Genomic DNA, 26009 nt, shown 5'->3' on the forward strand with positions numbered 1-26009 from the left:
ATGGTGCCGGAGGATGTCGTGACCGGATTCCAGTCCTCGATCTGGCCGCACGGATGGCCGCACGAGGCGCCGGAGCAGCCGTTGTCGGTGAGCGAGGCACATCGGACCATGCAGCGCCATCGCGGCTGTCTGCGGGAGGAATGTCCGCGCAAGCAGGCGGCGTATCAGACCCTGGTGGAGGCGGGCCGGATTCGGCCCGACTCCAGCCGGGCCCCCTGATCAGCCGCGATAGGTCCGCGCCACGAGCGCGGAGCGCAGGTACCACAGGCCGCTGGCCTGGGTGGGATCGAAGCCGGTGAGCTGGCCGATGCGCTTGAGCCGGTAGTCGACGGTGTTGGTGTGCACATGCAGCAGCCGGGCCGTGCGCTGGCGGTTGAGATTGTGTGCGATGTGGGTCCGCAGCGTCTCGAGCAGTTCCGGATGGGCGTCGAGCGGATCGAGCAGTGACCCGAGGTATTCGCGGCCGGGGCCCGGCCGGGTGAGCTGGTACTCCAGCGCCAGATCGTCGAACCGGTAGAGCCCGGGTGCGGACTGCAACCTGCCCACCATGTCGAGCAGTTCGTGGGCCTGATCGGCGGCGGTCGGAACGGTGTCGGTCGCGGCGGTGACCACGGTGGCGGTGACGGGCACCCGCGCGGCGCGCGAGAGCCGGTCGGTCAGCTCGTCGAGGGCCTCGTCGGTGATCTCGGCCGCGGGAATCAGCAGCGTGCCGCCGTCGACGCTCAGCAGCGACAGCGTCGACTCCCCGCAGCGGGTGGCCAATTCGGCCTGTACGCGGCGTAATTTGCGACGCGCCACCACCTTCGCGTCCAGCATGGGATTGGCCTCGTCGGGATGCGGCGGAACCGCCAGCGCGAGGACGCGATAGCGCTCGGCGATCTCGATGCCGCATTCGCGGGCCATGGTGGAGGTCGGATGCCCGCCCAGCAGCGCCGAGGTCAGGGTGTGCACCGCGGTGTGGTGCTCGCTGACCACCGCGCGCAGCTCGCGCACATACGCCATCGACACCGCCGAGGTCATGGTGTCGAGCATCTCCACCACGAGTTTGGCGCCGCCGAGCAGGTTCTCGTAGTCGGCGAGGCTGAGGGTGAGCATGGTGTCGTGATCGCTCGACCCGGCCTGGCGGTGCCGGTTGGCGGCATGGCTGACCACGAGATCGAAACCGATCTTGAAACCCTCGTGGATGGCGTGGTGGATGGTATCGATCGGCACGCCCTCGCGCGCCCACTGGGCGGCCGCCGCGGACAGCCGCTCGGTCTTCTCCGGAATGTCCTGGCCGTCGAGCATGCTGACCGCCAGCTCGAGGCAGATCCGGGTGATGGTGGTGACGTCGCCGGTGATGGCCTCGCCGGGCAGGGTGCCGCAGGGCGCGACATTTTCCACGAAGTGGCCGACCATCTGCCGCGACAGCGCCCATACATCCTTCAGCGCGGTCGACATGGGTCGTCCCGACACCGTCAGGCCCGGTCGGTCCGGAGTGGCAACAGACATCGACACTCTCCTAGATAGGCACTGACAGCAACGTAACCGTCTCGAGATCGGCCGGAAACCGTTTCGGTGATCGATCGTGACAGCTGGGTAGCGGCCGGACGGACGGTTTCGTGATCGCTCACAACGAACCCTCGCAAACCGACCGCCCGCCCATCCGGATGCGGGGGCCGCGCCGAATCACACGGTAGAACGGCCAGATCTCTGCTCGCAGAGAATATTCCGAAAGGAAGGGTTGGATATGATTCCGCATTTCATCCAGAGCCTGATGGGCGCGGTCTCCGATTTCCTCGGTAGGTTGCTCGTCGCCTGAGTCGGGCCGACGGCCGGATTCACCCGGATGCGGTCCCGGGTCCGGCCGTCACACCGGGCGCAGCGGCGGACGGCCGCCGCGGAAATCGTCCTCGTCCTCGTCGTCGACGTCGAAATCACAGCGGGCGTGCAGTGCGGCCTCGCGATCGAATTCGTCGTCATCGATCCGGAACTCCGCCGCGGCGCGGCGGATCTCGTCCATCTCCCGATCGGTGTAGCGGCCCAGCACCTGCACCGTCCGCTCGTCGATGCCGCGATTGAGCGCCTCGGCCGCGGCGATCAGCTTCTGCTCGACGATCTCCTTGTAGGTCGGGTCGTCGGCGGTCAGCTGCTGCAGCACGGTCTGCCAGCGCGACAGCCGACCCAGAAAGGCCAGCCCCGAATTCTCCTCGAGCGATTCACGAGCCATCACCGACTCCTTCTCCACGCGACCTTCGGGCTCACGTTACCCCGGCCCGGTACCGCGCGAGACAGATAACGGCTCATCTCATCTGCGGAACCGTGCCGCCGGGGAAGGTCGCCAGCCGCGGCGAGGTGTAATCGGCCTGCACCTTGTAGTACCTGCCGGTCGGTCCGTAGGCGGTGTAGAACACGAATCCGCGCGGCCCGCCGATGGCACAGGGCGCCCCGGCGACGAAGCGATCCAGCAGCGGATGGATCTTCGGAAAGCTCTGGGCGTCACAGCGATAGGGAAGGCAGATGCGCCGCATGCGGGGCGAGTCCCAGGCGAAGGTGCGGTAGACATTGAAGGTGTGCCCGAGCACCGCCAGTTCCTCGTCGGCGGGCGGGACGAAATCGAGCTCGCGCAGCATGGTGACGATATCGCCCGCGGTGAGCCGACCGGGCGGGAAGACCTGGGAGTACCAGTTCATGGTGCGGCTCGCGAAATCCAGTGCCAGCATGCCGATTTCGCCGCCGTAGCGGGAAAGGTGATCGGCGTGGCCACGGGCCGCCGCGGGGATTCCGGTGAATCCGAGCATCCGTTCGACGGAGATCAATTCGGGCAGTACCAGCCAGATCTTCTGCACCCCGCTCGCCAGCGCGAGGTCCACGCCCCAGCGCACCGGTACCGCGGCCGACACCTCGGCCAGGAGCCGCTCCATCGGATGCCCGGTGAAGCTCAGCAAACCGGCCGCCCGCAGCGTCCCCACCGGATCGGCTAACTCGTCGGAGGTGATCAGCCGGGCGTTGACCCCGCGCTGTCCGACCGGAAGCGTGGTGGTGCGCACGCCGATCCAGGAACTGGTCCACAGCTCGGCCAGGGCGTCGAGCACCGGATCCACCTGTGCGGGTTCGTAGCGGGCCTCGGCCAGTCGGGCGAATTCACGGAGATCCCGACGCAATTGGTCCAGGGTTGAAACGACAGACGTGCCCATCGGTCACCTCGATTATGCGGCGTGGTATCCCAACACGACCTTTCCGTTCAGAATAGCCGGTCGGTCACCGCCGGACATAGGTGTTGACCCAGTCGATCACGGCCGCCTGGTATTCGCGGGTATTGCGGGCGAGATTCACCGAATGTCCGCTACCGGGGAGCACGAATGTTCGCAACTTCGCGGCGGGGGAGAAGTAGGGTGCCTCCGCATTGCGCAGGGTTTCGGAATCGGCGCAGATCGAGTAGTTCTCGCCGCAGGACAGCCGGTCCCTGCTGCCGTTGACGATGAGCACGGGCGCGGTGATATGACTCGACATGCCCGGCACGGTGGAGGTCAGGGCGTCGGGATACTCGGTCAGCGAGAACAACTCCTTGTTCCGCTCATCTATCGCGAGCACCTCCGGATCCACGTTTGCGGGATCGAAGAAGGAGTACAGCCGGGTGCCCGGGCGGGTGACCAGATAACCGGGATCGGTTGTCCGCCCGGCGGTTACGGGATCGTCGACCGCCCGGTGATAGGTCGCGATCACGCTGACCACCTGCGGGATGTTCAGCGCGTGCGAGTAGCCGGTGAGGACCAGTCCGTCGACGTCGTGGTGGCTGGTGGCCTCGACGACCGCGGTGCCCGAGGTGAGCGAATGGCCGACGGGCACCACCTTCGCGAACGGCGGTGCGCCCGCGAGCCCGCGGCGCAGCGCGCCGACGATGTCGTGCAGGGCGTTGGTGGTGGCGGTCGCGGTGAGGCTGAGCGCCGGCGGGTGGGTGCTGGCGCCGTTGCCGAGCCGGTCCACGACGAGCGTGGCGAGGCCCGCGGCATTCATCGCGCGGCGGAAACTGTATGTCTCCGGCGCGTATTCGAAATCCCAGTAGGTGCCGTTGTAGCTGGAGCCCGACATCAGCACCAGAACCGTATCGGACGGCCCGGATAAGGGCTGACACAGCGTCGAGGCGAGTTGCCCCTGCGGCACCGGGAAGAAGAAGGATCGGCAATCGCCCTGCGTTGACGCGTCATCGGCCCGGGTGACCCCCGGTGTCGAACAGAGCAGGGCTGCCGCAACGGCTGCGGCGAATGTCTTGACCGAGGTCCGCACGCGAAGCGCTCCCTAGGGTGAGATCCGAAGACCGCATGTCCGACACCCATATTCGGGCATCGATGAGGCAGGCTATAGGGCAAGATGGTCCTCACGCAAGGCTCGGGCAAACCACGCGAAGTGGAACGTTCGCCTTTCGTACCCGTTGCGGCACTGGGCGTCTCGGCAGAGCTCGCCCGGACGATCGAGATGAGAACAGGAGCACGGGACTTTGCCTTCGGATATGCGTGATACCAGCTCGCGCGCGGTCCATTTCGTAGGTAGCTTCCCGGCCGAGAGCACCGAGGACGCCATGCGCACCATGCTGGGCGGCGCGGGCGAGCGGCTGCGCACTCTGCCGACGGGGGAGGTGCGGCGCTACGAGTTCTATATCCAGCCCATCATCGCGGACCTGGTGGCCCAGGGGGTGCTGGAGGTGCGCTCGGTGGGCAGCTGGGAGACCAGCCGCGATCGCACCATCCATCGCGTGCCGCGGGGTAAGCAACTGCGCGGGGAGGCAATGGATCTCGGCTATCTGGCCGAGGCTCGGGAGGCGCTGCCGCTGTTTCGCGAGCTGCGTCGCGAGCGAGGCCTGCCAGAACTCTCGTTGCAGATCGGCATGCCCACCGCCTTCACGCTGGCGTTCATCGCGATGGGTGTGAATGGGGTGCGCAAGCACAAACAGGCGTTCGTCGATGCGAGCGTGCGGGATATCGCGGCCGTGCGGGAGCTCGCCGGCGACGATGTCGTCATCCAGCTGGAGGCCACCGCCGAATTGCTGCTGATGGCGAAAACCCTGCCGTTCCACCGGCTCGCCGATCGCGCGCTGGGGTTGGCGAAGGGGATCGCCGCCATGGCCGCGGCCGCGCCCGCGGGAACGCGCTTCGGCGTGCATCTGTGCCTCGGCAGCCTGCGCAACAGGGCCGGTGCGCGGCCGCGCGACGCCCGGCCACTGGTGGCGCTGGCGAATTCGGTGGCACGGCACTGGCCCGCGGGTCGTCCGCTGGAATATGTGCACGGCCCGCTGGCCGCCGGGGATATTCCGCCCTCGATGAAGCCGAGCTTCTATGTGCCGCTGCGGGATCTGGACCTGGGCCCCGACACCGCGTTCTACGCGGGTCTCGTGCACGAGATTCCATCGGTGGAACAGCAGGTGCAGACGCTGCACACCGTCGAGGCGGCCCTGGGCCGCCGGGTCGACGGGGTGGCCAGCGCCTGCGGTCTGGGGCGGCGTCCGCGGGTGGTGGCCGACGCCATGGTGGCGCGGGCGGCCGAGGTTGCCGACGCGCCCTGAATACTCGAATCGCCGGTGCCGGAGGAGATTCGGCTATGGCTTGCGGCAGACCCCGCCGAGCAGGACGAGCTCTGTCGACGGCAGGTCGCCGCCCAGCCACTCCTGCAGGGGCACCACGCCGGGTTCGAGGATCTCGAAGCCGTCGAACATGGCGGCCACCTGCGCGCGCGAGCGGTACACGACCTGGGAGGGGCTACCGGCGGTATCGCGCGACGACCGTTCGATGAAGTCCCGGTTGGACTCGTCACCACCGTGGGTGAAGCCGAAGTAGCTGCCCGGAGCCAAGGCGTCCCGGTAACGGGCGACGATGTCGGCGGGGCCCTCCGCATCCATGATGAAGTGCAGCACGCCGACCATGAGAACCCCGACCGGTTCGTCGAAATCGATCAGCCCTTCGGACCGCACCTGTTCGATGATGTGCTCGGGATCGCGTGCGTCGGCCAGTATCGGTGTTATCCCGGGCGCGCCCGCCAGCAGGGCGTTGGCGTGGGCGAAGACGACCGGATCGTAATCGACCGCGACCACCCGCGCCGTCGGCTCGATCTTCTGTGCCACCTCGTGCACGGTCGGTTCGGTCGGAATGCCCGAACCGAGATCGAGGAACTGCCGGACCCCCGCCTCGGCCGCGATCTGGGTTGCGCGCAGCAGGAACTGACGGCTGAACCAGGCCAGTGGGCGAGTGTCGGGCGCAACCTCGAGCATCCGCTGGGCGACCTTGCGGTCCACCTCGTAGTTGTCCTTGCCGCCCAGCATATAGTCGTAGATCCGAGCCGAGTTCGGCTTGGTTGGGTCGACGCCCTCCGGCGTGCGCCTGTCCTCCGACACCCTACCTCCCTCCACTTCGACAATCGTACAAGCCGAGCAGGCACATGTACGCCGAACGTGTCCCGAATTCGGCCTTGCCGCACAGCCGGTTTCGAGTGTCGCGCGATACCACATCGTAAATGATTGCGGTACTTCGTATCACAGGCGGAGTCAGGCGGTGGGAAAGGCCGCGGCCGTGACATCGATGCTGTGCAGTACCCAGCGATTCGGCCCGGCCGCCTTCGCGCGATACAGACCCGCGTCGGCGGCGTCGAGCAATCGCTCGGCATCGGCATCGGCAACCGGGGTGACCACCGCGCCGATACAGGCGGTGATCCGCAGCAGATGGTCGTCGACCGGAATGGGATCGGCCAGCGCGCCGAGCATCGCCTCCACGATTCCCGCCACCCGCACCGAATCGCAGGGCGGTGCGAACAGCACCACGAATTCGTCGCCGCCGACCCGGGCCAGCATGGCGCCGACGGAGTGCGCGGCCAGCCGGTTGGCCACCGCGGTCAGCAGCCGGTCGCCCACGCCATGGCCGTAGGTGTCGTTGATGGTCTTGAATCCGTCCAGATCGACGAAGCCCAGCCCGACTCGGTCGTCCGGTTGCGCCTCGGCGATGATCCGGGCCAGGGTGTCGACCAGGTGGCGGCGGTTGGGCAGTCCGGTCAGCGGATCATGGCGGGCCTGGCGGTGCAGTTCGGCCTGCAGCGCCCGGCGCTGGGTGGTGTCCTCGCCGACCACGAGCAGATAGGCCGAGCGACCGCCGGTCTCGGGGACCAGCGTGATGGCCCAGGCGGCCCAGCCGCCGCCCCCGTCGGGACGCCGGTAGCGCAGCTCGAGCCGGACGGTGCCCGATCCCGCCGCGAGCAACTCCTCGAACACCCGCGACTCCATCTGCGCCCGGTCGTCGGGATGAACCAGATCCGATACCGGCCGTCCGCGCAGCCGCGGGACCGGGATGCCGAGCATGGTGGCGAGGGTGGGGTTGACGTCGACCACCCGGCCGTTGGTGTCGCCGATGCCGATGGCCACGGCGGCGTTGTCGAACATGACCCGGAACCGGATCTCGGCGGCGTGACGGGCGTCGGCCATCGCCGTATGCAGCATCTCCTGATCGCGGGCGCGAGCGGTCAGCAGCGTCTCGGTGTAGCCGCGGGCCAGCTCGCCGAATACCGCGACCATGCGATCGCCGTGCGGCGCAACCAGTTCGGTGAGCGGGGTGAGCGCGTACGCGGAGCGGGTGAGCACCCGCGGGTCGGTCAGATTCGCCCGCACCAGCTCCGCGCCCACCGCGGCCGCGTCGGACGGATCGAACGGTTCGGTGGCCGCCGCGGCGGCGATCCGCTCCAGCAGTCGCAGCAGCAGCCGATCGAGTTCCAGCATCGACATGGGGACGAATCCGGTCTCGGCGACCGAGATTCGCCATTGCCGCGCCAGTGCCGCGATTTCGCTCCTGCGTGTCATGCAAACCCACCCCCGCCCAAATCCGACCTGCACTCAGCGACTTGCGGGAACGGCGTGGTGCCGAACCAGAGCACCAGGCTACCGCGCCCACGGCCGTGTTTCGCGGCGGCATGCTTCCGGTTGGTGCGATCGTCACCGATCCGAGTCCCGCGGCACGTCGGGCGGGTGGCCGTGGGGCGCGGGCGAACGGGTCCGTCACTCGAATCCGCTTGTGTGTGCGGCGGTCTCGCGGCGGCGGAGCCGGAACCCGGTGCGCCGCGCGGGCGACGACCGGACGGCCGTCGCGAACGCCACCCCTACTGCCCCGACCCCCGAAATCGGATTACTTGTTGGCTTTGTGATAGGCCGAGACGACCTCGGAGGAAATTCGGCCACGCGCCGAGACGTTGTAACCGTGTTTCTTGGCCCATTCCCGGATGGCCACGGTTTGCTCACGGTCGGCGGCGGTCTTGGGGCGGGCGGTGCCGCCCGCCTTGAGGCGGCCCACCTTGCGGGCCTTTTCCGTCCAGGGCTCGAGCGCCCCCCGCAGCTTGCCGGCATTCAGCGTGGACAGGTCGATTTCATAGGCCACACCGTCGATCGAGAACTGCACGGTCTCATCCGCTTTGGACTTCCCGTCGTAATCGTCGACAAGCGTGACGGTGACCTTCTTGGCCATGAGCGAGCCCCTTCGCAAGACATGGAACAACTGGGATTCTGTATACCGTACCGCAACGCTCGCGCGCACACCGAATCCGGCGCAATTTCGGCGTTTCCTGTGAGCAATGCCGAAAGCCGAAAACAATCCGCGCCCGCAACAATTCCGGCCGATATGTGAATGGCCCGCCTCGCACCGGGGCCGGCGGCGGCGGATACTGGGACGGTGGCCACGGATGGGGAACTGTCTGACGAGGATGCCGAAACGCTGGAGCGGGTGATCGGATCGGGCGCCCCGGCGGGGATCGGGACGTTCCGCTACCTGTTCGCCGACCAGCGCTGGGAGTGGTCCCCGGAGGTGGCCCGGATGCACGGCTACGAGCCCGGCGCCGTGCGGCCGACCACCGAACTGCTGTTGTCGCACAAACATCCGGAGGACCGCGACCGGGTGCGGGCGCTGATCACCTCGGTCGAGGACGGCGCACCGTTCTCCAGCAGCCATCGCATCATCGATACCGCCGGGCGCGTGCACCATGTGACCGTGCTGTCGTATCCGCTTTACGACGCGTCCGGCGACCGGGTGGGCACGGGCGGCTATTACATCGATCTGACCGCCGCGGTCGATGCCGAACAGCGCCGCGTGATCGACGACCGGCTGCCGCAATGGGTCGCCGCGGGCGCCGAAATCGAGCAGGCCAAGGGCGCGCTCATGCTCGTCTACGGAATACCCGGCGATCAGGCCACGCGGCTGCTGCTGTGGCGGGCGCGGGAGACCGGTACGCCGCTGCGCGCGCTGTGCATCCGGCTGACCGCTGAACTGACCGATTTCGCGCGCGCGGACTCGGATCTGCGCCGTAAATTCGATCACATCCTGCTGACCGTGCACGAACGGGTCGAATCGGACTGATCCGGCGGGAATATGTGTTTGGGGTCACATTCCCTTCCCATTCGCCACCGCGGCCGCGACCATCGAGTCATTGTTTGCTGATTATTCGCTGGCCGGGGGATCGGAGTAATAATCGTGACAATCGAGCGACCCCCGCCGCACGTGAATCCACCGCCGGAGTTCGGCGCCGCGGCCGGGCCGCTGGGTATCCCGGCGGCCGTGCTCGGCCTCGTGCTGTTTCTCGGTGAGGTGGTCGCGCTGCCCCGGCTGGCGCACTGGGCCGCCGAATACGGGGCCGTGCTGGTCTATCTCGCCTTCGGAATCTACACCGCCGTCGTGGGCACGCTCGTTTGGTGGGGTGTGGACACCGAGGCCGATCGGCGCGCCCGGGCCGGGCGGAAACGGGCCGCCGCGCGATCCCGTCGCTGACGACGGTCTCGCGCGGCCGCGCGGTGGTTCGGTCAGCCGATGATGGACTGGCCGATCTTGACTCCGACCAGGATCACCGCGAGGACGAGATAGGCCCGCAGCGCGAGCATTCCGGCCGTGCGAAGCGGTGAGAACGCCGGTCGCGCCAGCGTTTCCAGCGCCGGGGTGCGCCAGGAGTCGCGATCCTGCTCGAGAATCGCCCGGCGTTCGGTCCGCGACAGCGGCGTCGAATCCAGCTCCTCGATCTGGCCGGGGTCCAGGCCGCCGAGTTCGGCCGCCGTGCGTTCGGCCGCGCGCCGCTCGGCCCGGCGCCGGGCCAGGGCGATCGCGCCGCCGCCGAGCAGTCCGACCAGCGCGCCCATCGCGAAGAATGTCCGCAGGGCGGCGGTGGACAGTTCGGGGAAGAACGTGGCGGCGGTCAACGCCAGGGACAGCAGCACCAGCGCCCAGACGATCGCGCCCGCGACGATGTTCTGCCGGGTGGTGTTCACCCACGGCCCGAGCACGGCTCGGTCGTTGCACAGCAGTACCAGAAACACCGTCGCCGAGGGCAGCAGCACCCCGGCCAGCGCCTGCACCCCCTGGGTGAGCAGGCCCAGCACGTGATCGGGGCTGAACGAGACCGCGGCGGCGACGGCCAGCAGCAGCGCGTAGCCGAGGTAGAACACCGGCGCCTCGCTGATCTTCCAGTGCAGCGAATGCCGCTTGCCGAGGGTGTCGCCGAGCGCGTAGGTGGTGGCCAGGCCGACGGCATTGGCCCCGATCAGCGAGGCATCCAGCAGCAGGATGGCGAACAGCGCGCCGACCGTCTCGCCCAGGTGGTCGTGCAGGGCCTGGGCGACCGCGCCCGCGTCGGTGAAGTTCCCGACCGCCTCGGTACCGGCCAGCCCGAAGGCCGCCGCGGCCATGATCGCCACCGCGCCGAGCATGACCACCACGATGCCGACCCACAGATCGATGCGTTCGTAGCGGATCCAGCGCGGGGTGATCCGCTTGTCGACGATGTTGGACTGCTGGAAGAACAGCTGCCAGGGCGCGACGGTGGTCCCCACGATCGCGACGATGAGTAGCAGCAGGGTGGAATTCAACCCGCCCGGGAACGACGGCACCAGGCCCTTGGCGATCTCGGTGGCGCTGGGGTGTACCAGATACGCCAGCGGGAACATCACGATATTGACCGCGATGAGCCCGAACAGGAATCGTTCCCAGCGCCGGAACGATCCGCCCGCCACGACCGCGAACAGCAGCACGGCGGCCAGCGGCACCGAGATCGATTTGGGCAGTCCGAAATAGCCGAGGGCCATTGCCACGCCGATGAATTCGGTGACGATGGTCAGGGCGTTGACCACGAACAGATCGCCCACGCTGAACGCGCCCCAGAATTTGCCGAATCGCGCGAAGATCAGCCGCGCATGGCCGACGCCCGCGACCGCGCCGAGCCGCACGACCATCTCCTGATTGACATAGAGCACCGGAATCAACAGCAGCAGCGTCCAGACCAGCGCCATGCCGTAGTTCTGTCCGGCCTGGGCGTAGGTGGCCACGCCGCCCGCATCGTTGTCCCCGACCATGACGATCAATCCGGGGCCGATCACGACCAGCAGCATCTTGAATCGCTGCCAGCGGCTGCGCCCCGCGGCCGTATCGTCGCGCCGGATGGTTCCCAGCGCGCCGACGATATCGCCGACATGCGCGCTGTCCATGACCGCGCCGGTCGGCTGTTCGGCGACGGTGGTGTCGCGACGCGAGGCGCCGCCGGAGAAGAAGGCCATGGCCGTTCTCCCTTTCTTGCGTGCGATGTGGACGCCGAGCCGGTGGACCGGTCGCCCGCGCGCACCGCCGTTCCGGCCGCGTGCGCACGGCCGGAACGACGGAGATGACGGGGCTTCGACGGTGGCGGGCGGGCAACCGAGATCACCGGCACCCCGGCCACATCGATGGGTGATTCCTGAAACAGGCAGCGGCACAGTCGATTACGTGCCGTTTCGGATCCTACCGGTGGTACGGGTGAGCGCCGAGCGAGGCGCTGACGACCGCCAGCGGGGTCTGGGCGGCCCGCAGGTTGTGCCGCTCCTGCGGGGTGAGCTGGTAGCGCGCCCGGACGCGGCGGGCGGCGCTGAGCAGGGTCAGGCGGGGGAAAGTGGTGAAGGTCATGATGGACTCCTCATGGGAAAGTCCAGCCGCCACAACGGTTTTCGCGCACGCCGAGGCACGCGGAAACGCTCGGTCTCCGCGCGGATCAGACTGCGGGAAATGTGCGGCAGGCTGGTAACGGAACAGAATGTCGACCCGGACTCGGATACGGACCATCGCCGGATTTCATCTCGTCCCTCACCTCCTTGCCGCCGGGACGCACGCGCGCGTCATCGAATCGAATGTCAGAACCGGCGCACACGCCGGGGGATTGCGCCCGCCGAACCGCGGGATGCGCACCCCTCTCGTCAGAGCTTCGGCACTGCACGACGTATCCCGCGTGGGAAGCCACTTCGGATCACCCCTTAATCCGGGAAGATCTGTCCTAACCCTGGGCGTCTCTCGACGTCGTCGGATCAGTGGCCTGTGTTCGTACAGGAGCCTCGCCTAGCGAGGTGCTGACCCGGCAATGGTGAACCCATCAGCCGCGACAAGTCAAGTCGAATGGGCCGTGTAGTGAAATCTTCTGCGGGGTAGGCCCTTTCATGACGCATTCCTTCGCGTGAGCGTGTGGCGCAGCTCACTGTGTCAAGACTCTTTGCATACATAGTGATGTATGCATATGATCGCAGTCGGCTCGTACGACTGAAAGGGGACACCCGATGGGCGCCGGACACGCGCACAACCATCAGCACGCACATGCCACGCCCGACAGCGATCGGCGCTGGCTCGCCGGGGCGCTCGCGGTGATCGTGGTCTTCCTGATCGGTGAGGTAACCGTTGGTGTGCTGGCCGGATCGCTGGCACTGCTGTCCGACGCCGCGCACATGCTCACCGACGCCGCCTCGATCGTGCTCGCGCTCGGCGCGATCCGGCTGGCCGCGCGTCCGGCCGCCGGGCGGATGACCTTCGGCTGGAAGCGGGTGGAAATCCTGTCCGCCCAGGCCAATGGGCTCACCCTGCTGTTGCTGGCGGCCTGGCTCGGGTACGAGGCGATCCGCCGCCTGATCGATCCGCCCGAGGTCACCGGTTCGCTGGTGCTGATCACCGCCCTGGTGGGCGTGGTGGTCAATGTGCTCGCGACGTGGATGATTTCGCGCGCCAACCGATCGAGCCTGAATGTCGAGGGCGCCTATCAGCACATCCTCAACGACCTGTTCGCCTTCATCGCCACGGCGGTGGGCGGGGCGATCATCCTGCTCACCGGATTCCAACGCGCCGATGCCATCGCGACCCTGGTGGTGGTCGCGCTCATGATCAAGGCGGGTGTGGAGCTGGTCCGGGCGTCGAGCCGGATCTTCCTGGAAGCGGCCCCCGCCGATCTGGATCCCACCGAGATCGGCCAGGCCATGGCCGCCCGCGACGGCGTGGTCGAGGTGCACGATCTGCACATCTGGGAGATCACTTCCGGATCGCCTGCCCTCTCGGCACACGTGCTGGTCGATCCGGGCCGCGACTGCCATGCCGTGCGCGAGGATCTCGCGCACTGGCTGGATGAGGAACATCACATCGAACATGCCACCCTGCAGGTGGACCACGCCCTGCCGGAACTGCTCGAGATCGGCGGTCGCGCGGGTGCGCACTGCGAGGACGCGCACGGACCCACGCATCGGGCGCCCGCGCTGCGGCACGCGCATCCGTAATTCCTCCGCCCGAATTATCCGATCTGCGCAAATGCGCGCCGACCTGCGCTGAGTCGGCGCGCATTTCGCGTGGATACTTGCTGCCGTGGCATGGATCGACACACCGCTGACCCTCGGGTCGATCGTGACCTCATGGCGGTGGGATGCCGCGACGGTCGCGATCACCGCCGGGTTGGCGGTCGGATATTCGACGGCGCGGGCCCGGGGTGGGCGGGTCGCGGTACCGGTCGGTCGGGCGGCCTCCTTTCTGGGACTGGGGCTGGGGGTGTGGCTGCTCAGCGGGGTCGGTGTGATCGGGGTGTACTCCGGCAGCCTGTTCTGGGTGCGTGCGTTGCAAACGCTGCTGCTGTTGTATGTGGTCCCGTTCGGCCTGGCCGCCGGGCGGCCGGTCACCGTGCTGCGCGCGGCGCTGGGGCCGGTCGGGCAGGCGCGGCTGGATCGGGCGCTCGCCTCGCCGGGGGCGCGGGCGCTGACCTATCCGCTGGTGCCCTCGGCTGCCGTCCTCACCGCACCCTGGCTGCTGTTCCTCACGCCTTGGTACGAACTGGTGCTGCGGCACGGGTCCATCGATGCGCTGACGCGAATCCTGCTGGTGGCCATCGGTTTTCTGTACTTCTACTCGCGGCTGCAGACCGATCCGGTGCCGCGGCGGTTCAATCAGTCGGTCTCGCTGCTGATCACGGTGTTCGAGTCGATGGCCGATGGGATCCTGGGGCTGGTGCTGTGGTTCGGCCCGCTGGTCGCGGTCGGGTACTACACCGAGGTCGGCCGGAGCTGGGGTCCAGATCTGCGGATGGATCAGACCATCGCGGCCGGGGTCATCTGGGTGCTCGGTGATGTGCTGGGCCTGCCGTACCTGCTGGCGCTGATGCGGGCGTGGGCCTTCGACGAGCGGCGCAGGGCCGTGGAGGTGGATGCCGAAATCGATGCGACCGAAAAGGATTCGGTGCGGCCGGAGGCGGCGGAGACGGAGCTACCGCAGGGGAGTGGCCTGTGGTGGGAGCATGATCCGCAGCTTCGGGCCCGGTTTCGGCGCTGATCGCCGATGTCGGCCACGGGCCGCCCGAACCTCGGTCCGGGCGGGCCTGCCGCGGCGACATCACACACACCCGATCGGCCGCGGGCACCGAAATGGGCACCGGCCGAGCGGGTTCAGATCTTGCGGATGACCGTGACGACCTTGCCCAGGATCTGGGCGTCATTACCCGGGATCGGTTCGAACAGCGGGTTGTGCGGCAACAGCCAGACGTCCTTGCCGGTGCGCTTGAACGTCTTCACCGTCGCCTCGCCGTCGATCATGGCCGCGACGATATCGCCGTTGTCGGCCACATTCTGCTGTCGCACGACCACCCAGTCGCCGTCGCAGATGGCCGCATCGATCATCGATTGACCGACGACCTTGAGCAGGAACAGCGAACCCTCGCCGACCAATTCGCGCGGCAGCGGGAACACGTCCTCCACGGCCTGCTCGGCCAGGATCGGTCCACCGGCGGCGATACGGCCCAGCACCGGAACGTAGGTCGGGATCGGCTGATCGCCCGCGTCGGCGTCGGCGTCTACCGGGCGCAGGCTCGTCACCGGCGCGACCGCGCGCACCGCGGTCTCGTCCAGCCCGCGCACGTCCACCGCGCGCGGGCGGTTCGGATCGCGCCGCAGATAGCCCTTGCGTTCGAGGGCGCGCAGCTGATGGGCGACCGAGGAGGTCGACGTCAGGCCGACCGCGTCGCCGATCTCGCGGATGCTGGGCGGATAGCCGCGTTCGTTCACCGAGGTGCGGATGACCTCGAGCACCTTGCGCTGGCGGGCGGTGAGATCCGCTCCGGTGCCGGGTGATTCGGCGCTGTCGGATTCGGTGACAGGGTCGGCCAGGTCGTCGTGTCCGCCCACCGTTCGTTCGTTCACGGTCGCCGTCCTCCGTTCATGGGGGTGCTCGATCCTCCTCGCGCCGCGCGGGCCGGGGCCAGCGGGGTGCTCATCTGTGTCTCACCGGATTGCGTGTCTCGAATGTAGTCCGCTCGGGACCAGGTTTCAAACATCTGTTCGACGCATGTCGCGCAAAGCCGTGACTTTGTCGGTGGCCCGTGGTAGAAATCGAACACCAGTTCTTCGAACACATGATCGAAACAGCGATTCTCGGCTCACCGGATCAACCGCACACAGTTCCCGCCCACTTTCCTCTGGAGGTCTGTCCGATGCGCACCCCGATCAGCGAATTCGTTTCCGCCGACGCCGATCTCGGCTTCGATTCGATCCCGCGTGCCCAGCGTGCGTCCGTCGTCGCCCTGCCGTGTGCCGTCCGCACCGACCGCCGTCCCCGCCGCAGCCGCCCGGCGGGTGCGGCGATCCGGTACGACCGCATGCGGCTGCGCGCGGTGGCGGGCGAGCGTGACCGTGGACCGCATCCCATGCAGCGCGTCGAGCGGGCCAGGGTGGGTTTCGCGACGCTGGCGGTGGCGGCCCTGCTGAGCGCGGTCGCGGTGTGCGGACTCGTCGGCGCGGCCCACTTGCGTTCGGCGGGTACGGGTTCGGGCTCTACCACGGTGGTGCAGGTCCAGGAGGGGGAATCCCTGTCCGAGGTGGCCGCACGCGTGGCTCCCGAGGCCCCCGTCCGCGATACGGTCCGCAAAATCGTCGAACTCAACGGCCTGCGCGGCGCCGAGGTGGCCACCGGCCGGACCCTGATCGTGCCGACCAGCGCGGATTAGCGCCGAATAGGGTCCACGCGGTCACGCCGGGTGGCCGAATTTCTTGATCGCGGAGTGGAACTCGTTGCTACTGTGCTCGACACGTGACCCGGGCGACATTCGCCGCGATCGATCTCGAGGGCTTGGCAGCATGACACCACCCACCGCACGCGCGCGTTCGGCGCGACTGTTCGCCGGAATCGCCGGGCTGCTGGCGTCTTTCATGGTCGCGCTCACGGCCGCGCCGGCCGTGCACGCCCAACCCGGCTACGCGGCCTATCTGGATCTGACGCCGGTCAACGGTGACGGTTCCCGCGGTGGCGGACTCAATCCCGCCCTGCCGCTGGATGTCGCGACCCTGCGCGCGGCGGTCGACCAGGTCCGGGCCGACGGTGTCGCGCCGCGTCGCTACGCCACGCTGCTGCACCAGTATTGGCTCGCCGTCGCGGCCGCCAATGCCGATATCGATCTGACCGACTGGGATCCCGCGCGCGGCGTGGCCGCCAATTCCCGCACCTTCACCCAGGTGTACGTCAACTACCGGCGGCTGGCCACCACGCATCCCGAGTTCTACTGGGCGGGGCTGGCCGAGTTGGCGGGCGGCTCGTTCGCGTCCGGATTCTTCGATATGAACGACGTCGCCGCGGTCGTGAGCGTGCCGGGCGTCCATCAGCTGGGTAGTACGGTCGCCGATCTGCTCCGTCAGACCCCGGCCGCCCTGCTGGATCCGCTGCCCGCGGATCCGCGACTGCTCGCGACCGAGGGGGAGCGGCTCACCGCCGCGGATCTCGCGTGGTACCAGTCCCGGCTGATGGTCATGCAGCGGCACATCTTCCTCGACCAGGTCCCAATGCACGAGGCCTATGTGGCCGAGGGCCTGCCCGCGATCGAGGAGATGTTCCGGGCGGGGGTGCTCGACGAGAACGCGGTGGCGGCATGGCGATCCATCGAATCGGGCACCGAGGCGGGCTTCGTCGACGCCCTGGTGCGCATGACCGACCGGGAGCAGAACCAGATCATCGCTGACCAGTGGGACGCCACCTCGTGGGGCCGCGGCGCGATCGGGCGGGTGCTGACCTATGTGAGCACGGTCGCCGGTAAACCGGCGGTGCCCGGCGTGCGGGCTCCCGGAGTCTTCGCGCCCATCAGCGTTGCCGCCGATGTCGACGGCCGCCGCCTCGCCCTGCGGATGCCACTGCCGAACTTCAACTGGGCCGACCGCGACAGTCGCTGGACCTACATCACCGGCGACCTGCTGCCGCGCTATGTCGAACTGCAGTCGAACCGAGCGGCCGCCCAGGCCCTGCTCTCGGTGCCGTTCCCGGAGCAGCTCGCCCGGGGCCGACTGGTCGTCCGGCTGCCGGAACTCATCGCCGATCTGACCAGTCAGTGGCAGCTGACGGCCTGAATCGGCCCGCGTCCGTGCGTCCGGCCCGACCGGCCGGTCGGCAGTTCCATCGGGCGCGAGGGTATCCTCGACGGTGCTATGGACGTATAACACGTGCTCGCGCGTTATACGCTTGTGCCGGGAAGAGCCCTGTACACCCGTTCGCCGAAGGATCTCGGATGCATTGCCCGTTCTGTCGTCACCCGGATTCGCGTGTGGTCGACTCGCGTGAGGCCGAGGAAGGTACGGCCATCAGGCGCCGCCGCGCCTGCCCGCAATGTGGGCGACGCTTCTCCACCGTCGAGACCGCGATCCTGTCGGTGGTCAAGCGTAGCGGCGTCACCGAGCCGTTCAGCCGCGAGAAGGTGATTCGCGGCGTGCGTCGCGCCTGCCAGGGCCGCGAAGTCGACGACGACGCCCTGAACCTGCTCGCCCAGCAGGTCGAGGATGCGGTGCGAGCCAAGGGTTCCCCGGAGATCCCCAGCCACGAGGTCGGCCTGGCCATCCTCGGCCCCCTGCGCGACCTCGACGAGGTCGCCTACCTACGCTTCGCCTCGGTATACCGCTCGTTCAGCTCGGCGGAGGACTTCGAACACGAAATCGCCGAATTGCGCCGCCACCGCGCCGAACACGCGGTCGGCGCCAACGTCGACTGACCGAACCCCCACAGCGGCAACACCTTCGGCCCACGCTACCCATAGACGGCGCAGGCCACCCACCCTCGACACCACGCGGACTCATCCGGCTCCCGCGGTCGGTGTGAGCAAGATGCGTCGTACCCGCCCGCGGCCGGTCGTTCGCGCTCGCGGGCGGCGCTGGGTGCATGGCGGAGATCCGCTGTCCGCGCTGGTTGTTCACGCTCGGTGGCCTGTCCGAATCCGCTGGCCCGGGCCGGGTGCTTGCGGTTGGTGCTGGCCGAAACTCGGTGGCGGGGGCGGATTGTGCGTGCTTGACTGCCGCGCATGGAGTGGGTGCGGGAGTTCTATTCGACGACCGGGGTGTGGTGGGGTAAGGCGGATGCGCGGGTGGGCGAGCGCGATCTGCGGCGGGTGCGGTTGCTGCGGGAGCAGGGGGTGGCGGCGGGGCGGGTGCTGGAGTTGGGGTCGGGTTACGGCACGACCGCGGTGGCTGCCGCCCGCGCGGGGTATGCGGTGACCGCCGTCGAAATCAGTGATCGTGCGGATTTCACCGAGGAATTGGCGCGGGATCTGGATTCGGGTGCGCTCACCGTGCACAAGGGCGACTTCTACGACATCGAATTCGACCGCCGATTCGACGCCGTCTGCTACTGGAACGGCTTCGGCATCGGCTCGGACGCCGACCAGCGCCGCCTGCTGGAGCGGATCGCCGCCTGGTTGGAGCCGGGCGCGGTCGCACTCGTCGACGTGTTCAACCCCTTCGTCTGGGCGGGCTGGGACGGCGACGAGGAGCATCTGCTCCCGGATCCCGCCGCGGGCTACGACCGCGAACTGCGCCAGCGCATCAGCTTCGACCCGATCGCCTGCACCGCGACCGACACCTGGTGGGAACCCGCCGCACCCGAGCGCGTCTTCCGCCAGACGCTGCGCTGCTACACCCCCGCCGATCTCACGCTACTGCTCGACGGTACCGGCCTGTCGCTGACCGGAATCGTCGTCGGCGAGGCCGCGTCGGACGTCGCAGCGGCCGCGCTGCTGCGCCGGGAGTTCGAATACCTCGCGATCCTGCACCGCACGCCGTAGCCGAAGCGGTTACCGCGCACCGCTTTTGACGGGCGTGGCGCGCACCGCCGCGATCGCCTTCTCGATGCGCTTGGCCGACACCGGATACGGCGTGCCGAGCTGCTGGGCGAACAGGCTCACGCGCAATTCCTCGATCATCCACCAGATCTCGGTGACATCGGGTGCGGCGCGGCGCGGCTCCGGCAGCCCGTCGAGCAGTCGCTGATAGGCGGCGTGCGCGCGATCGAGCTCGGCCATGCCCTGCCGATCGCGATTGGCCGAGCCCGGCAGTGCCCGCAGGCGCAGCGTCGCGGCCTGCAGATAGCGCGGCAGTTCACGCAGCCGGGCGCTGCCGAACTCGGCGACGAAGCCGGGGAATACCAGCTCGTCGAGCTGATGGCGGACGTCGTCGGCGATATCGCGATCGGTGGTCTCGGCCAGGGCGGCCCGTACCCGATGCGCCTCGGCCAGCACCGGCACCACCAGGCGCACGATCCGGGCCACCGTGTCACCGAAGCGCGGGCGAATGCGTTCGAGCAGCGACCGGAACTGCTCCGGGCCGCGCACCGGGCCGCCGTTGGCCGCGATCAGTTCGTCGGCGGCGCAGGCGCGGCAGTCGTCGATCAACGCCTCCAGCGAACCGTACGGATTCTGGCTCAGCGCAAGGCGATCGGTGGGCGACAACCCCGCCGTCGCCGCCCGCACCGAGGCGGGCAGTTCGTTCAGTACCAGCGCTCGGGTGCCCGCGCGCATGGCGGCGGCCTGTTCGGCGGGGGAGGACAGCACCCGCACCGCGACACCCTCCCCCTCGGGAACCAGCGCGGGATAGCCGGTGATGGTCTGCCCGCCGACCTGGCGGCGCACCGTCGGCTCCAGCGTGCCCAGCGATTCGGAGGTCCACACCGTCGCGGGGGCGCGCTCGGCGGCCTTGGTGGCGCGTGCGACCGACTTCGAAACCTGTTCGGCCAGGCGGTTTTTCAGCGCGGGAAGGTTCTTGTCGCGGTCGACGATCGTGCCGTCGGGGGCGGTGGCCGCGAAGGTCATGCGCAGATGATCGGGCAGCGCCGCGGGCTCGAGATCGTTCGGGCCGATGGTGACCGAACCCAGCCGGGACAGCTCGCGCGCCAGCCCCACCCGCAGCGGCTCGGCGCGCGGGGTGAGCCGGGCCAGCGCCGCGCGGGCGAAGTCGGGGGCCGGAACCACGGTGCGGCGCAACTGCTTCGGCAGCGTCTTGATCAGCGCCGCGGTGAGCTCCTCGCGCATACCCGGCACCAGCCAGTCGAAGCCGACCGGCCGGACGTGCGCCAGCTGCGCGATCGGAATGTGCACGGTGACACCGTCGTCGGCCTGACCGGGCTCGAACTGATAGGTCAGGGCCAGGGTGAGCTCGCCCTGGCGCCACTGATCCGGAAAGGCCGTCGGATCCAGCAGCGCGGCATCGGAGTTGACCACCGTGGCGGTCGAGAAGTCCAGCAGCGCCGGATCTTTGCGCTGCGCCTTGCGCCACCAGCTGTCGAAGTGGCGGACCGAGACCACATCGGCCGGAATGCGCCGATCGTAGAACTCGAACAGCACCTGATCGTCGACGAGGATGTCGCGGCGGCGCGCCCGATTCTCCAGATCGGCCACGTCGTCGATCAATTCGCGATTGCGATGGAAGAACTCGTGACGGGTCTGCCACTCGCCCTGCACCAGGGCGTGCCGGATGAACAGCTCGCGCGACAGCTGCGGGTCGATGCGGCCGAAGTCGACGCGGCGCTGGGTGACCAGCGGAATGCCGTAGAGCGTGACCCGCTCGTAGGCCATCGCCGCGCCCCGGCGCGCGGACCAGTGCGGTTCGGAGTAGGTGCGTTTGACCAGTTCCCCGGCCAGCCGCTCGGCCCACTCCGGCTCGATGCGGGCGGCCATGCGGCCCCACAGCCGGGAGGTCTCCACCAGTTCGGCGGCCATCACCCAGCGCGGCGGCTTCTTGGCCAGCGACGAGCCGGGGAAGATCATGAACTTCGCATTGCGGGCCCCGAGGAACTCCCGACTCTCGGCCTCGCGCACGCCGATATGCGACAGCATGCCCGCCAGCAGCGACTGGTGAATCGCGGTGCCGTCCCAGGGCAGGGCGTCGGAATCCTCTGGCATCGCCGCGACCTGTCCGTCGCTCGACCATCCCAGCCCCTTGGTGATCGTGCGCAGCTGCCCGTGCAGGTCCTGCCACTCCCGAGTGCGCAGATAGTGTAGGAACTCGTCCCGACACTTCCGCCGGAACTGGTTGGACGACAGGGACTTCCGCTGCGCGCGCAGATAATCCCAGAGCCGCAGATACGCCAGGAAGTCCGACCCTTCGACCGTGAATCGGGCATGTTTGGCATCGGCCGCCTGCTGGAATTCGGCGGGGCGTTCCCGCACATCCTGGATCGACAGTGCCGCCACAATGACCAGCACCTCGGGCAGACAGCCATTCTTGTTGGCCTCCACCAGCATTCGCGCCATCCGGGGATCGACCGGAATCTGTGCCATCTCTCGGCCCACGGGGGTGAGCACCAGATCGCCGACCATCGCATCGTGGCGCCGCCGCGAATGTCCGCCCCCGCGTGGGCCTTCGGCGTCGCCGTCCTCGTCGCGGCCCGCCTCGGGGGCCGCCGGATTGGCATTCTGCTGCGTCGCGGCAGGTTTCGGTGTGGCCTTGCGGGCAAGCGCGCCCAGTTCCTCCAGCAGCCCGATGCCGTCGCGGATCGCGCGCCGGTCCGGGGGCTCGACGAAGGGGAAGTTCTCGATATCGCCCAGGCCGAGCGCGGTCATCTGGAGGATGACCGCGGCGAGGTTGGTGCGCAGGATCTCCGGTTCGGTGAAGGCGGGTCGGGCCTCGAAATCGTCCTCGGAGTAGAGCCGGATGCAGATGCCGTCGGCGACGCGGCCGCAACGCCCGGCGCGCTGGCGGGCCGAGGCCTGCGAGATGGGCTCGATCGGCAGGCGCTGGACCTTGGTGCGCATGGAATAGCGGGAGATGCGGGCGGTGCCCGGATCCACGACGTAGCGGATGCCGGGGACGGTCAGCGAGGTCTCGGCGACATTGGTGGCCAGCACGACTCTGCGGCCGGTGTGTGGCTCGAAGACCCGGTGCTGCTCGGCCGTGGACAGCCGCGCGTACAGCGGCAGGATCTCGGTGCGCGGCAGCTTCAAATCCCGCAGCGCGTCGGCGGCGTCGCGGATCTCGCGTTCGCCGGAGAGGAAGACCAGGACGTCGCCGTCGCCCTCGGCGAGCAGTTCGGTGACCGCGTCGCCGATGGCGTCGACCGGATCCCGGTCCACCACGCGGGGATCGGCGTCCTCGTCGTCCTCGCCGTCACCGGCCGGGGCCGGAAGTTCCAGGGCCAGTGGGCGATAGCGGATCTCCACCGGATACGAGCGGCCCGACACCTCGACGATCGGTGCGGGCGCGCCGGTTTCGTCGGCGAAATGCCGGGCGAACAGTTCCGGATCGATGGTCGCGGAGGTGATGATCACCTTGAGATCCGGGCGCCGGGGCAGCAGCTGCTTCAGATAGCCGAGCAGGAAGTCGATATTGAGGCTGCGCTCGTGTGCCTCGTCGATGATGATCGTGTCGTAGCGGCGCAGCAACCGGTCACGCTGGATCTCCGCGAGCAGGATGCCGTCGGTCATGAGTTTGATCAGGGTGCGCTCGGACGCCTGATCGGTGAAGCGGACGGTGTAGCCGACCACGTCGCCGAGTTCGGTGCCCAGCTCCTCGGCGATGCGCTCGGCGACCGTGCGCGCGGCCAGGCGGCGCGGCTGGGTGTGGCCGATGGTGCCGCGGATGCCGCGCCCCAGCTCGAGGCAGATCTTCGGGATCTGGGTCGTCTTGCCCGAGCCGGTCTCGCCCGCGATGACCACCACCTGATGAGCGGCGATGGCCGCGGCGATATCGTCGCGGCGCGCGGAGACGGGCAGTTGTTCCGGATAGCCGATCTGCGGTACGGCCGCGCGGCGCGCCTGGACGCGCTCCTCGGCGGCCACGATCTCGGACTCGAGGTCGGCGATGTCGCCGCGGGTCCGATCGAGCCGGCGGCGCAGGCGATATTCGTCGCGGATCGTGAGATCGGCCAGGCGGGTGCGCAGCGCGCGAGATGTGGCGGCGGTCCTGGTCATTGCACGGACCAGCGTAGCGAAACCACGACGACGCGGCGCACACCCCTGCTGATCTTGCTCCAAAGCGCCTGTCCGGTATGTCACCATCGAGACATGACCGCTGGTTCGGGAACGCCGATGTGGGTCCGCGCCCTGCGACTGGTCTCCCTGCTGCTGGGCATCGCCGCGCTGATCCGGGATGAGCTGCGCGCTCTCGCCACGACGCTGATACTCGCAGCACGTCGCGAGGCCAACCACCTGCCCCACGACGGGACCCGCGAACCCCGCCCCGGGGCGATCGCGACTTCCCCGCGGCGATAGGACGTGCACCCATAGGCGCGGGCCGTATGCGACCCGCGCAACTGTCGGTGTGCGGACCGTCGCGACGTGCGGGGTCCCGGGGTGAACGGCAGCGTGCGTGGGCGGGGATTGCCGATGGTGTGCCGGATGGTTTCTACCGCGTCGGGTCGTGGGGCTGTGCGAGGATCGGATCATGATCACCAATGCGGGGACGCCGGTGTGGGGGCGGGTGGCTCGGGTCGGCTTCGCGGTGCTGGGAATCGTTGCGCTGCTGTGGATTCCGGTGCGGAGCGTGGGGGTGAGCGGGTTCTCGCTGGGGAACTATCTCAGCTACTTCACCATCGAGTCGAACATACTCGGCGTGGTGGTGCTGCTGGTTGGTGGCCTGTGCGAGCCGCAGGGGCGGCGGTGGCAGGTGGTGCGTGGGGCGGCCGCGCTGTATCTGCTGATCACCGGGGTGGTGTACGCGGTGCTGCTGGCGCATATCGATGTCATGCTCAGTGATCGCTGGATCAACGACGTCCTGCACCGCATCCTGCCGATCGTGCTGGTCGCCGATTGGTTGCTGTTTCCGGCACGACTGGGTGTGACGGCGCGGCTGGTGGGCGGGTGGCTGATCTACCCGGCGCTCTACGGGGTCTACACGCTGATCCGGGGCGCGGTCGTGGACTGGTATCCGTACCCGTTTCTCGACCCACGCGGACAGGGGTACCTGTCGTTGCTGATCGGGATGGTCGTCCTGGCCCTCGTCTTCGCCTGCCTGGCCACCGGTGTCGCCTGGCTGAGCACGCTGCGCGCAACGCCGACCGCCGTACCGTAGCCCGCGCCCGCGGGTCGAGGGCGGAGTTGTACCCGCGGGTAGGCTTGGGCGCGGCCGGGAACGGCCGGGTTGGGTGCGAGAGGAGTTTGGACATGGGTGCGCTGTGGCACGGATTCGCCGATATGGGTGCGGTGGAGCGCGACGGCGCGTTCGTGGTGGCGCGGGGTGAGGGCGCCTACATCTGGGATGCGGGCGGGACCCGATATCTCGATGCCACGGGCGGGCTCTGGTTCACCAATGTCGGGCACGGCCGCCGCGAGATCGCCGAGGCGGTCGCGGCGCAGCTGTCGACGCTGGCCCACTACAGCAACTTCGGCGACCTCACCGCCCCGGTGACCCAGCGGCTGGCCGAGCGGCTGTCCGAGCTCGCCCCGGTGCCGGGTAGCAAGATCATGTTCACCTCGGGCGGGTCTGATTCCGTCGACACCGCCGCCAAGCTCGCCCGCCGCTACTGGCACGAACAGGGCCGACCGGAGAAGACGCTGATCGTCGGCCGCCGCCTGGCCTATCACGGCATGCACGTGGCCGGGACCGCGCTGGGCGGCATCGCGCCCAACCGCGAGGGCTACGGCGAGCTCATGCCCGACGCCCGGACCGTCGAATGGAACGACGCGCGGGCGCTGCGTGCCCTCGTCGACGAGGTCGGCGCCGAGCGGATCGCGGCCTTCTTCTGCGAGCCGATCATCGGTGCGGGCGGGGTGTACCTGCCGCCGGAGGGTTATCTCGCCGAGGTCCGCCAATTGTGCCGAGACCACGACATCCTGTTCGTCGCGGACGAGGTCGTCACCGGCTTCGGCCGCATCGGCGGATCCTGGTTCGCCTCCACCCGTTTCGGCCTCGAGCCCGACCTGATGACCACGGCCAAGGGGCTCACCTCCGGATATCTGCCGATGGGTGCGGTCTTCGTCGCCCCGCGGGTGGCCGAGCCCTTCTACTCCGGCGGCGTCTGGTTCCGCCATGGCTACACCTACGGCGGTCACGCCGGTTCGGCCGCCGCGGCCATGGCCAACCTCGACATCATCGAGCGCGAGCACCTGCTCGAGGCCAGCAAGAATCTGGAATCGCTGCTGCACGAACACCTCGCGCCGCTGGCCGACCATCCGCGCGTCGCCGAGGTCCGCAGCGGCCTGGGCGCGGTCGCGGCGGTCCAGCTGGCCGATGCCGCCGAGGGACCCGCCATGGTCAAGGCCCTTCGCGCCCAGGGCATCTCGGGCCGCGCCGCGGGCCAGGGCGCCCTGCAGGTCTCCCCGTCCTTCGTCATCACCGAGGAGCAGGTCGCCGACCTCGCGGCCGGATTCGCCCGCGCCCTGGGCTGATCCGGATCGCGCACCCGACCCCGCCACCTCCCGATCGGCAGAGCCACAAAGCCGCACCCTTTCCCGCGCTTCGCACCCTTTGCGGGCGCCCGGAACGAGTGCGAAGCGCGAGAAAGGGTGCGGCTGTTGGGCTTCTCTCGGAC

At 68.7% G+C, this 26009-nt stretch carries 24 protein-coding genes and 1 riboswitch; of the genes, 13 read left to right on the top strand and 11 right to left on the bottom strand.

Going from position 1 to position 26009, the window contains the following annotated elements:
* Window positions 1–219 carry a hypothetical protein gene (locus NDR87_RS12195; RefSeq protein WP_251911727.1) on the top strand — a complete coding sequence of 73 codons (219 nt, stop codon included), beginning with the start codon at window positions 1–3 and terminating at the stop codon, window positions 217–219.
* On the opposite strand, the gene NDR87_RS12200 is transcribed toward NDR87_RS12195, so the two are convergent.
* The 4 genes from NDR87_RS12200 to NDR87_RS12215 form a co-directional block, all read right to left on the bottom strand.
* Window positions 220–1491: a CdaR family transcriptional regulator gene (locus NDR87_RS12200; protein WP_251911729.1), complete on the bottom strand. Its 1272-nt coding sequence runs from the start codon at window positions 1489–1491 to the stop codon at window positions 220–222.
* A gap of 358 nt (window positions 1492–1849) precedes the next feature.
* Window positions 1850–2209: a hypothetical protein gene (locus tag NDR87_RS12205; protein WP_251911731.1), complete on the bottom strand. Its 360-nt coding sequence runs from the start codon at window positions 2207–2209 to the stop codon at window positions 1850–1852.
* Between the two features lie 73 nt (window positions 2210–2282).
* The gene (locus NDR87_RS12210; RefSeq protein ID WP_251911732.1) at window positions 2283–3176 is read right to left on the bottom strand and encodes an aromatic prenyltransferase; all 894 of its coding nucleotides are present in this window, start codon (window positions 3174–3176) and stop codon (window positions 2283–2285) included.
* A 64-nt stretch (window positions 3177–3240) separates the two neighbouring features.
* The gene (locus NDR87_RS12215; RefSeq protein ID WP_251911734.1) at window positions 3241–4266 is read right to left on the bottom strand and encodes an alpha/beta fold hydrolase; all 1026 of its coding nucleotides are present in this window, start codon (window positions 4264–4266) and stop codon (window positions 3241–3243) included.
* Window positions 4267–4489: 223 nt separating this feature from the next.
* Between NDR87_RS12215 and NDR87_RS12220 the strand changes: the two genes are divergently transcribed.
* On the top strand, window positions 4490–5539 hold the full coding sequence (locus tag NDR87_RS12220) for a hypothetical protein (protein WP_251911736.1): 1050 nt from the start codon (window positions 4490–4492) through the stop codon (window positions 5537–5539).
* A 33-nt stretch (window positions 5540–5572) separates the two neighbouring features.
* Here NDR87_RS12220 and NDR87_RS12225 read toward each other — a convergent pair whose 3' ends face one another.
* The 3 genes from NDR87_RS12225 to NDR87_RS12235 all read right to left on the bottom strand — a co-directional run bounded on the left by NDR87_RS12225 (window position 5573) and on the right by NDR87_RS12235 (window position 8471).
* A complete protein-coding gene (locus tag NDR87_RS12225; RefSeq protein WP_251911738.1) occupies window positions 5573–6364 on the bottom strand; it encodes an SAM-dependent methyltransferase in 792 nt (263 codons plus the stop codon).
* Between the two features lie 150 nt (window positions 6365–6514).
* On the bottom strand, window positions 6515–7813 hold the full coding sequence (locus NDR87_RS12230) for a sensor domain-containing diguanylate cyclase (RefSeq protein ID WP_251911739.1): 1299 nt from the start codon (window positions 7811–7813) through the stop codon (window positions 6515–6517).
* Between the two features lie 322 nt (window positions 7814–8135).
* Window positions 8136–8471 carry an Lsr2 family protein gene (locus NDR87_RS12235; protein ID WP_251911741.1) on the bottom strand — a complete coding sequence of 112 codons (336 nt, stop codon included), beginning with the start codon at window positions 8469–8471 and terminating at the stop codon, window positions 8136–8138.
* A gap of 204 nt (window positions 8472–8675) precedes the next feature.
* Here NDR87_RS12235 and NDR87_RS12240 point away from each other — a divergent pair, with 204 nt between their 5' ends.
* Window positions 8676–9356, top strand: a complete 681-nt coding sequence (locus NDR87_RS12240) for a PAS and ANTAR domain-containing protein (protein ID WP_251911743.1) — start codon at window positions 8676–8678, stop codon at window positions 9354–9356.
* Window positions 9357–9470: 114 nt separating this feature from the next.
* On the top strand, window positions 9471–9764 hold the full coding sequence (locus NDR87_RS12245) for a hypothetical protein (protein WP_251911744.1): 294 nt from the start codon (window positions 9471–9473) through the stop codon (window positions 9762–9764).
* Between the two features lie 32 nt (window positions 9765–9796).
* Here the strand turns inward: NDR87_RS12245 and NDR87_RS12250 are convergent, their stop codons facing one another.
* A complete protein-coding gene (locus NDR87_RS12250; protein WP_251911746.1) occupies window positions 9797–11536 on the bottom strand; it encodes an NRAMP family divalent metal transporter in 1740 nt (579 codons plus the stop codon).
* Window positions 11537–11756: 220 nt separating this feature from the next.
* Window positions 11757–11918, bottom strand: coding sequence for a hypothetical protein (locus NDR87_RS12255; protein WP_251911748.1), 162 nt, complete (start codon window positions 11916–11918; stop codon window positions 11757–11759).
* A 272-nt stretch (window positions 11919–12190) separates the two neighbouring features.
* A riboswitch (M-box (ykoK) riboswitch) is annotated at window positions 12191–12359 on the bottom strand.
* A 200-nt stretch (window positions 12360–12559) separates the two neighbouring features.
* Here NDR87_RS12255 and NDR87_RS12260 point away from each other — a divergent pair.
* Both NDR87_RS12260 and NDR87_RS12265 read left to right on the top strand, forming a co-directional pair.
* Complete coding sequence (locus NDR87_RS12260; RefSeq protein ID WP_251911749.1) at window positions 12560–13540, top strand: cation diffusion facilitator family transporter; 981 nt, start codon at window positions 12560–12562, stop codon at window positions 13538–13540.
* 94 nt (window positions 13541–13634) lie between these two features.
* Window positions 13635–14579, top strand: coding sequence for a cytochrome c oxidase assembly protein (locus tag NDR87_RS12265; protein ID WP_251911855.1), 945 nt, complete (start codon window positions 13635–13637; stop codon window positions 14577–14579).
* A 113-nt stretch (window positions 14580–14692) separates the two neighbouring features.
* Here NDR87_RS12265 and lexA read toward each other — a convergent pair whose 3' ends face one another.
* Window positions 14693–15442: a transcriptional repressor LexA gene (lexA, locus tag NDR87_RS12270; protein WP_372494143.1), complete on the bottom strand. Its 750-nt coding sequence runs from the start codon at window positions 15440–15442 to the stop codon at window positions 14693–14695.
* Between the two features lie 290 nt (window positions 15443–15732).
* On the opposite strand from lexA, the gene NDR87_RS12275 reads away from it, so the two are divergent.
* The 4 genes from NDR87_RS12275 (at window position 15733) to NDR87_RS12290 (ending at window position 19332) form a co-directional block, all read left to right on the top strand.
* Window positions 15733–16245 carry a LysM peptidoglycan-binding domain-containing protein gene (locus NDR87_RS12275; RefSeq protein WP_251911750.1) on the top strand — a complete coding sequence of 171 codons (513 nt, stop codon included), beginning with the start codon at window positions 15733–15735 and terminating at the stop codon, window positions 16243–16245.
* A 130-nt stretch (window positions 16246–16375) separates the two neighbouring features.
* A complete protein-coding gene (locus NDR87_RS12280) occupies window positions 16376–17632 on the top strand; it encodes a hypothetical protein (RefSeq protein WP_251911751.1) in 1257 nt (418 codons plus the stop codon).
* Window positions 17633–17790: 158 nt separating this feature from the next.
* Window positions 17791–18267, top strand: coding sequence for a transcriptional regulator NrdR (gene nrdR / locus NDR87_RS12285; RefSeq protein WP_251911753.1), 477 nt, complete (start codon window positions 17791–17793; stop codon window positions 18265–18267).
* Window positions 18268–18573: 306 nt separating this feature from the next.
* On the top strand, window positions 18574–19332 hold the full coding sequence (locus NDR87_RS12290; protein ID WP_251911755.1) for a class I SAM-dependent methyltransferase: 759 nt from the start codon (window positions 18574–18576) through the stop codon (window positions 19330–19332).
* A gap of 9 nt (window positions 19333–19341) precedes the next feature.
* Here NDR87_RS12290 and hrpA read toward each other — a convergent pair whose 3' ends face one another.
* Complete coding sequence (gene hrpA, locus NDR87_RS12295) at window positions 19342–23451, bottom strand: ATP-dependent RNA helicase HrpA (protein ID WP_251911757.1); 4110 nt, start codon at window positions 23449–23451, stop codon at window positions 19342–19344.
* Between the two features lie 93 nt (window positions 23452–23544).
* Between hrpA and NDR87_RS12300 the strand changes: the two genes are divergently transcribed.
* The 3 genes from NDR87_RS12300 to NDR87_RS12310 all read left to right on the top strand — a co-directional run bounded on the left by NDR87_RS12300 (window position 23545) and on the right by NDR87_RS12310 (window position 25866).
* Entirely contained in the window at window positions 23545–23751 is a 207-nt protein-coding gene (locus tag NDR87_RS12300) for a hypothetical protein (RefSeq protein ID WP_251911759.1), read from the top strand.
* 172 nt (window positions 23752–23923) lie between these two features.
* Window positions 23924–24550, top strand: coding sequence for a Pr6Pr family membrane protein (locus NDR87_RS12305; protein WP_251911760.1), 627 nt, complete (start codon window positions 23924–23926; stop codon window positions 24548–24550).
* A gap of 92 nt (window positions 24551–24642) precedes the next feature.
* On the top strand, window positions 24643–25866 hold the full coding sequence (locus NDR87_RS12310) for an aspartate aminotransferase family protein (protein ID WP_251911762.1): 1224 nt from the start codon (window positions 24643–24645) through the stop codon (window positions 25864–25866).
* The last annotated feature ends 143 nt before the right edge of the window (window positions 25867–26009 follow it).

It is taken from the genome of Nocardia sp. CDC159 (assembly GCF_023740735.1).
Taxonomy (GTDB): Bacteria; Actinomycetota; Actinomycetes; order Mycobacteriales; family Mycobacteriaceae; genus Nocardia; species Nocardia pulmonis.

Bases quoted from the DNA above. Each gene is read 5' to 3' on its own strand.
- NDR87_RS12195 (WP_251911727.1), top strand. From the start codon at position 1: ATGGTGCCGGAGGATGTCGTGACCGGATTCCAGTCCTCGATCTGGCCG.
- NDR87_RS12200 (WP_251911729.1), bottom strand. From the start codon at position 1,491: ATGTCTGTTGCCACTCCGGACCGACCGGGCCTGACGGTGTCGGGACGA.
- NDR87_RS12205 (WP_251911731.1), bottom strand. From the start codon at position 2,209: ATGGCTCGTGAATCGCTCGAGGAGAATTCGGGGCTGGCCTTTCTGGGT.
- NDR87_RS12210 (WP_251911732.1), bottom strand. From the start codon at position 3,176: ATGGGCACGTCTGTCGTTTCAACCCTGGACCAATTGCGTCGGGATCTC.
- NDR87_RS12220 (WP_251911736.1), top strand. From the start codon at position 4,490: ATGCGTGATACCAGCTCGCGCGCGGTCCATTTCGTAGGTAGCTTCCCG.
- NDR87_RS12230 (WP_251911739.1), bottom strand. From the start codon at position 7,813: ATGACACGCAGGAGCGAAATCGCGGCACTGGCGCGGCAATGGCGAATC.
- NDR87_RS12235 (WP_251911741.1), bottom strand. From the start codon at position 8,471: ATGGCCAAGAAGGTCACCGTCACGCTTGTCGACGATTACGACGGGAAG.
- NDR87_RS12250 (WP_251911746.1), bottom strand. From the start codon at position 11,536: ATGGCCTTCTTCTCCGGCGGCGCCTCGCGTCGCGACACCACCGTCGCC.
- NDR87_RS12255 (WP_251911748.1), bottom strand. From the start codon at position 11,918: ATGACCTTCACCACTTTCCCCCGCCTGACCCTGCTCAGCGCCGCCCGC.
- NDR87_RS12260 (WP_251911749.1), top strand. From the start codon at position 12,560: ATGGGCGCCGGACACGCGCACAACCATCAGCACGCACATGCCACGCCC.
- NDR87_RS12275 (WP_251911750.1), top strand. From the start codon at position 15,733: ATGCGCACCCCGATCAGCGAATTCGTTTCCGCCGACGCCGATCTCGGC.
- NDR87_RS12280 (WP_251911751.1), top strand. From the start codon at position 16,376: ATGACACCACCCACCGCACGCGCGCGTTCGGCGCGACTGTTCGCCGGA.
- nrdR (WP_251911753.1), top strand. From the start codon at position 17,791: ATGCATTGCCCGTTCTGTCGTCACCCGGATTCGCGTGTGGTCGACTCG.
- NDR87_RS12290 (WP_251911755.1), top strand. From the start codon at position 18,574: ATGGAGTGGGTGCGGGAGTTCTATTCGACGACCGGGGTGTGGTGGGGT.
- hrpA (WP_251911757.1), bottom strand. From the start codon at position 23,451: ATGACCAGGACCGCCGCCACATCTCGCGCGCTGCGCACCCGCCTGGCC.
- NDR87_RS12300 (WP_251911759.1), top strand. From the start codon at position 23,545: ATGACCGCTGGTTCGGGAACGCCGATGTGGGTCCGCGCCCTGCGACTG.
- NDR87_RS12305 (WP_251911760.1), top strand. From the start codon at position 23,924: ATGATCACCAATGCGGGGACGCCGGTGTGGGGGCGGGTGGCTCGGGTC.
- NDR87_RS12310 (WP_251911762.1), top strand. From the start codon at position 24,643: ATGGGTGCGCTGTGGCACGGATTCGCCGATATGGGTGCGGTGGAGCGC.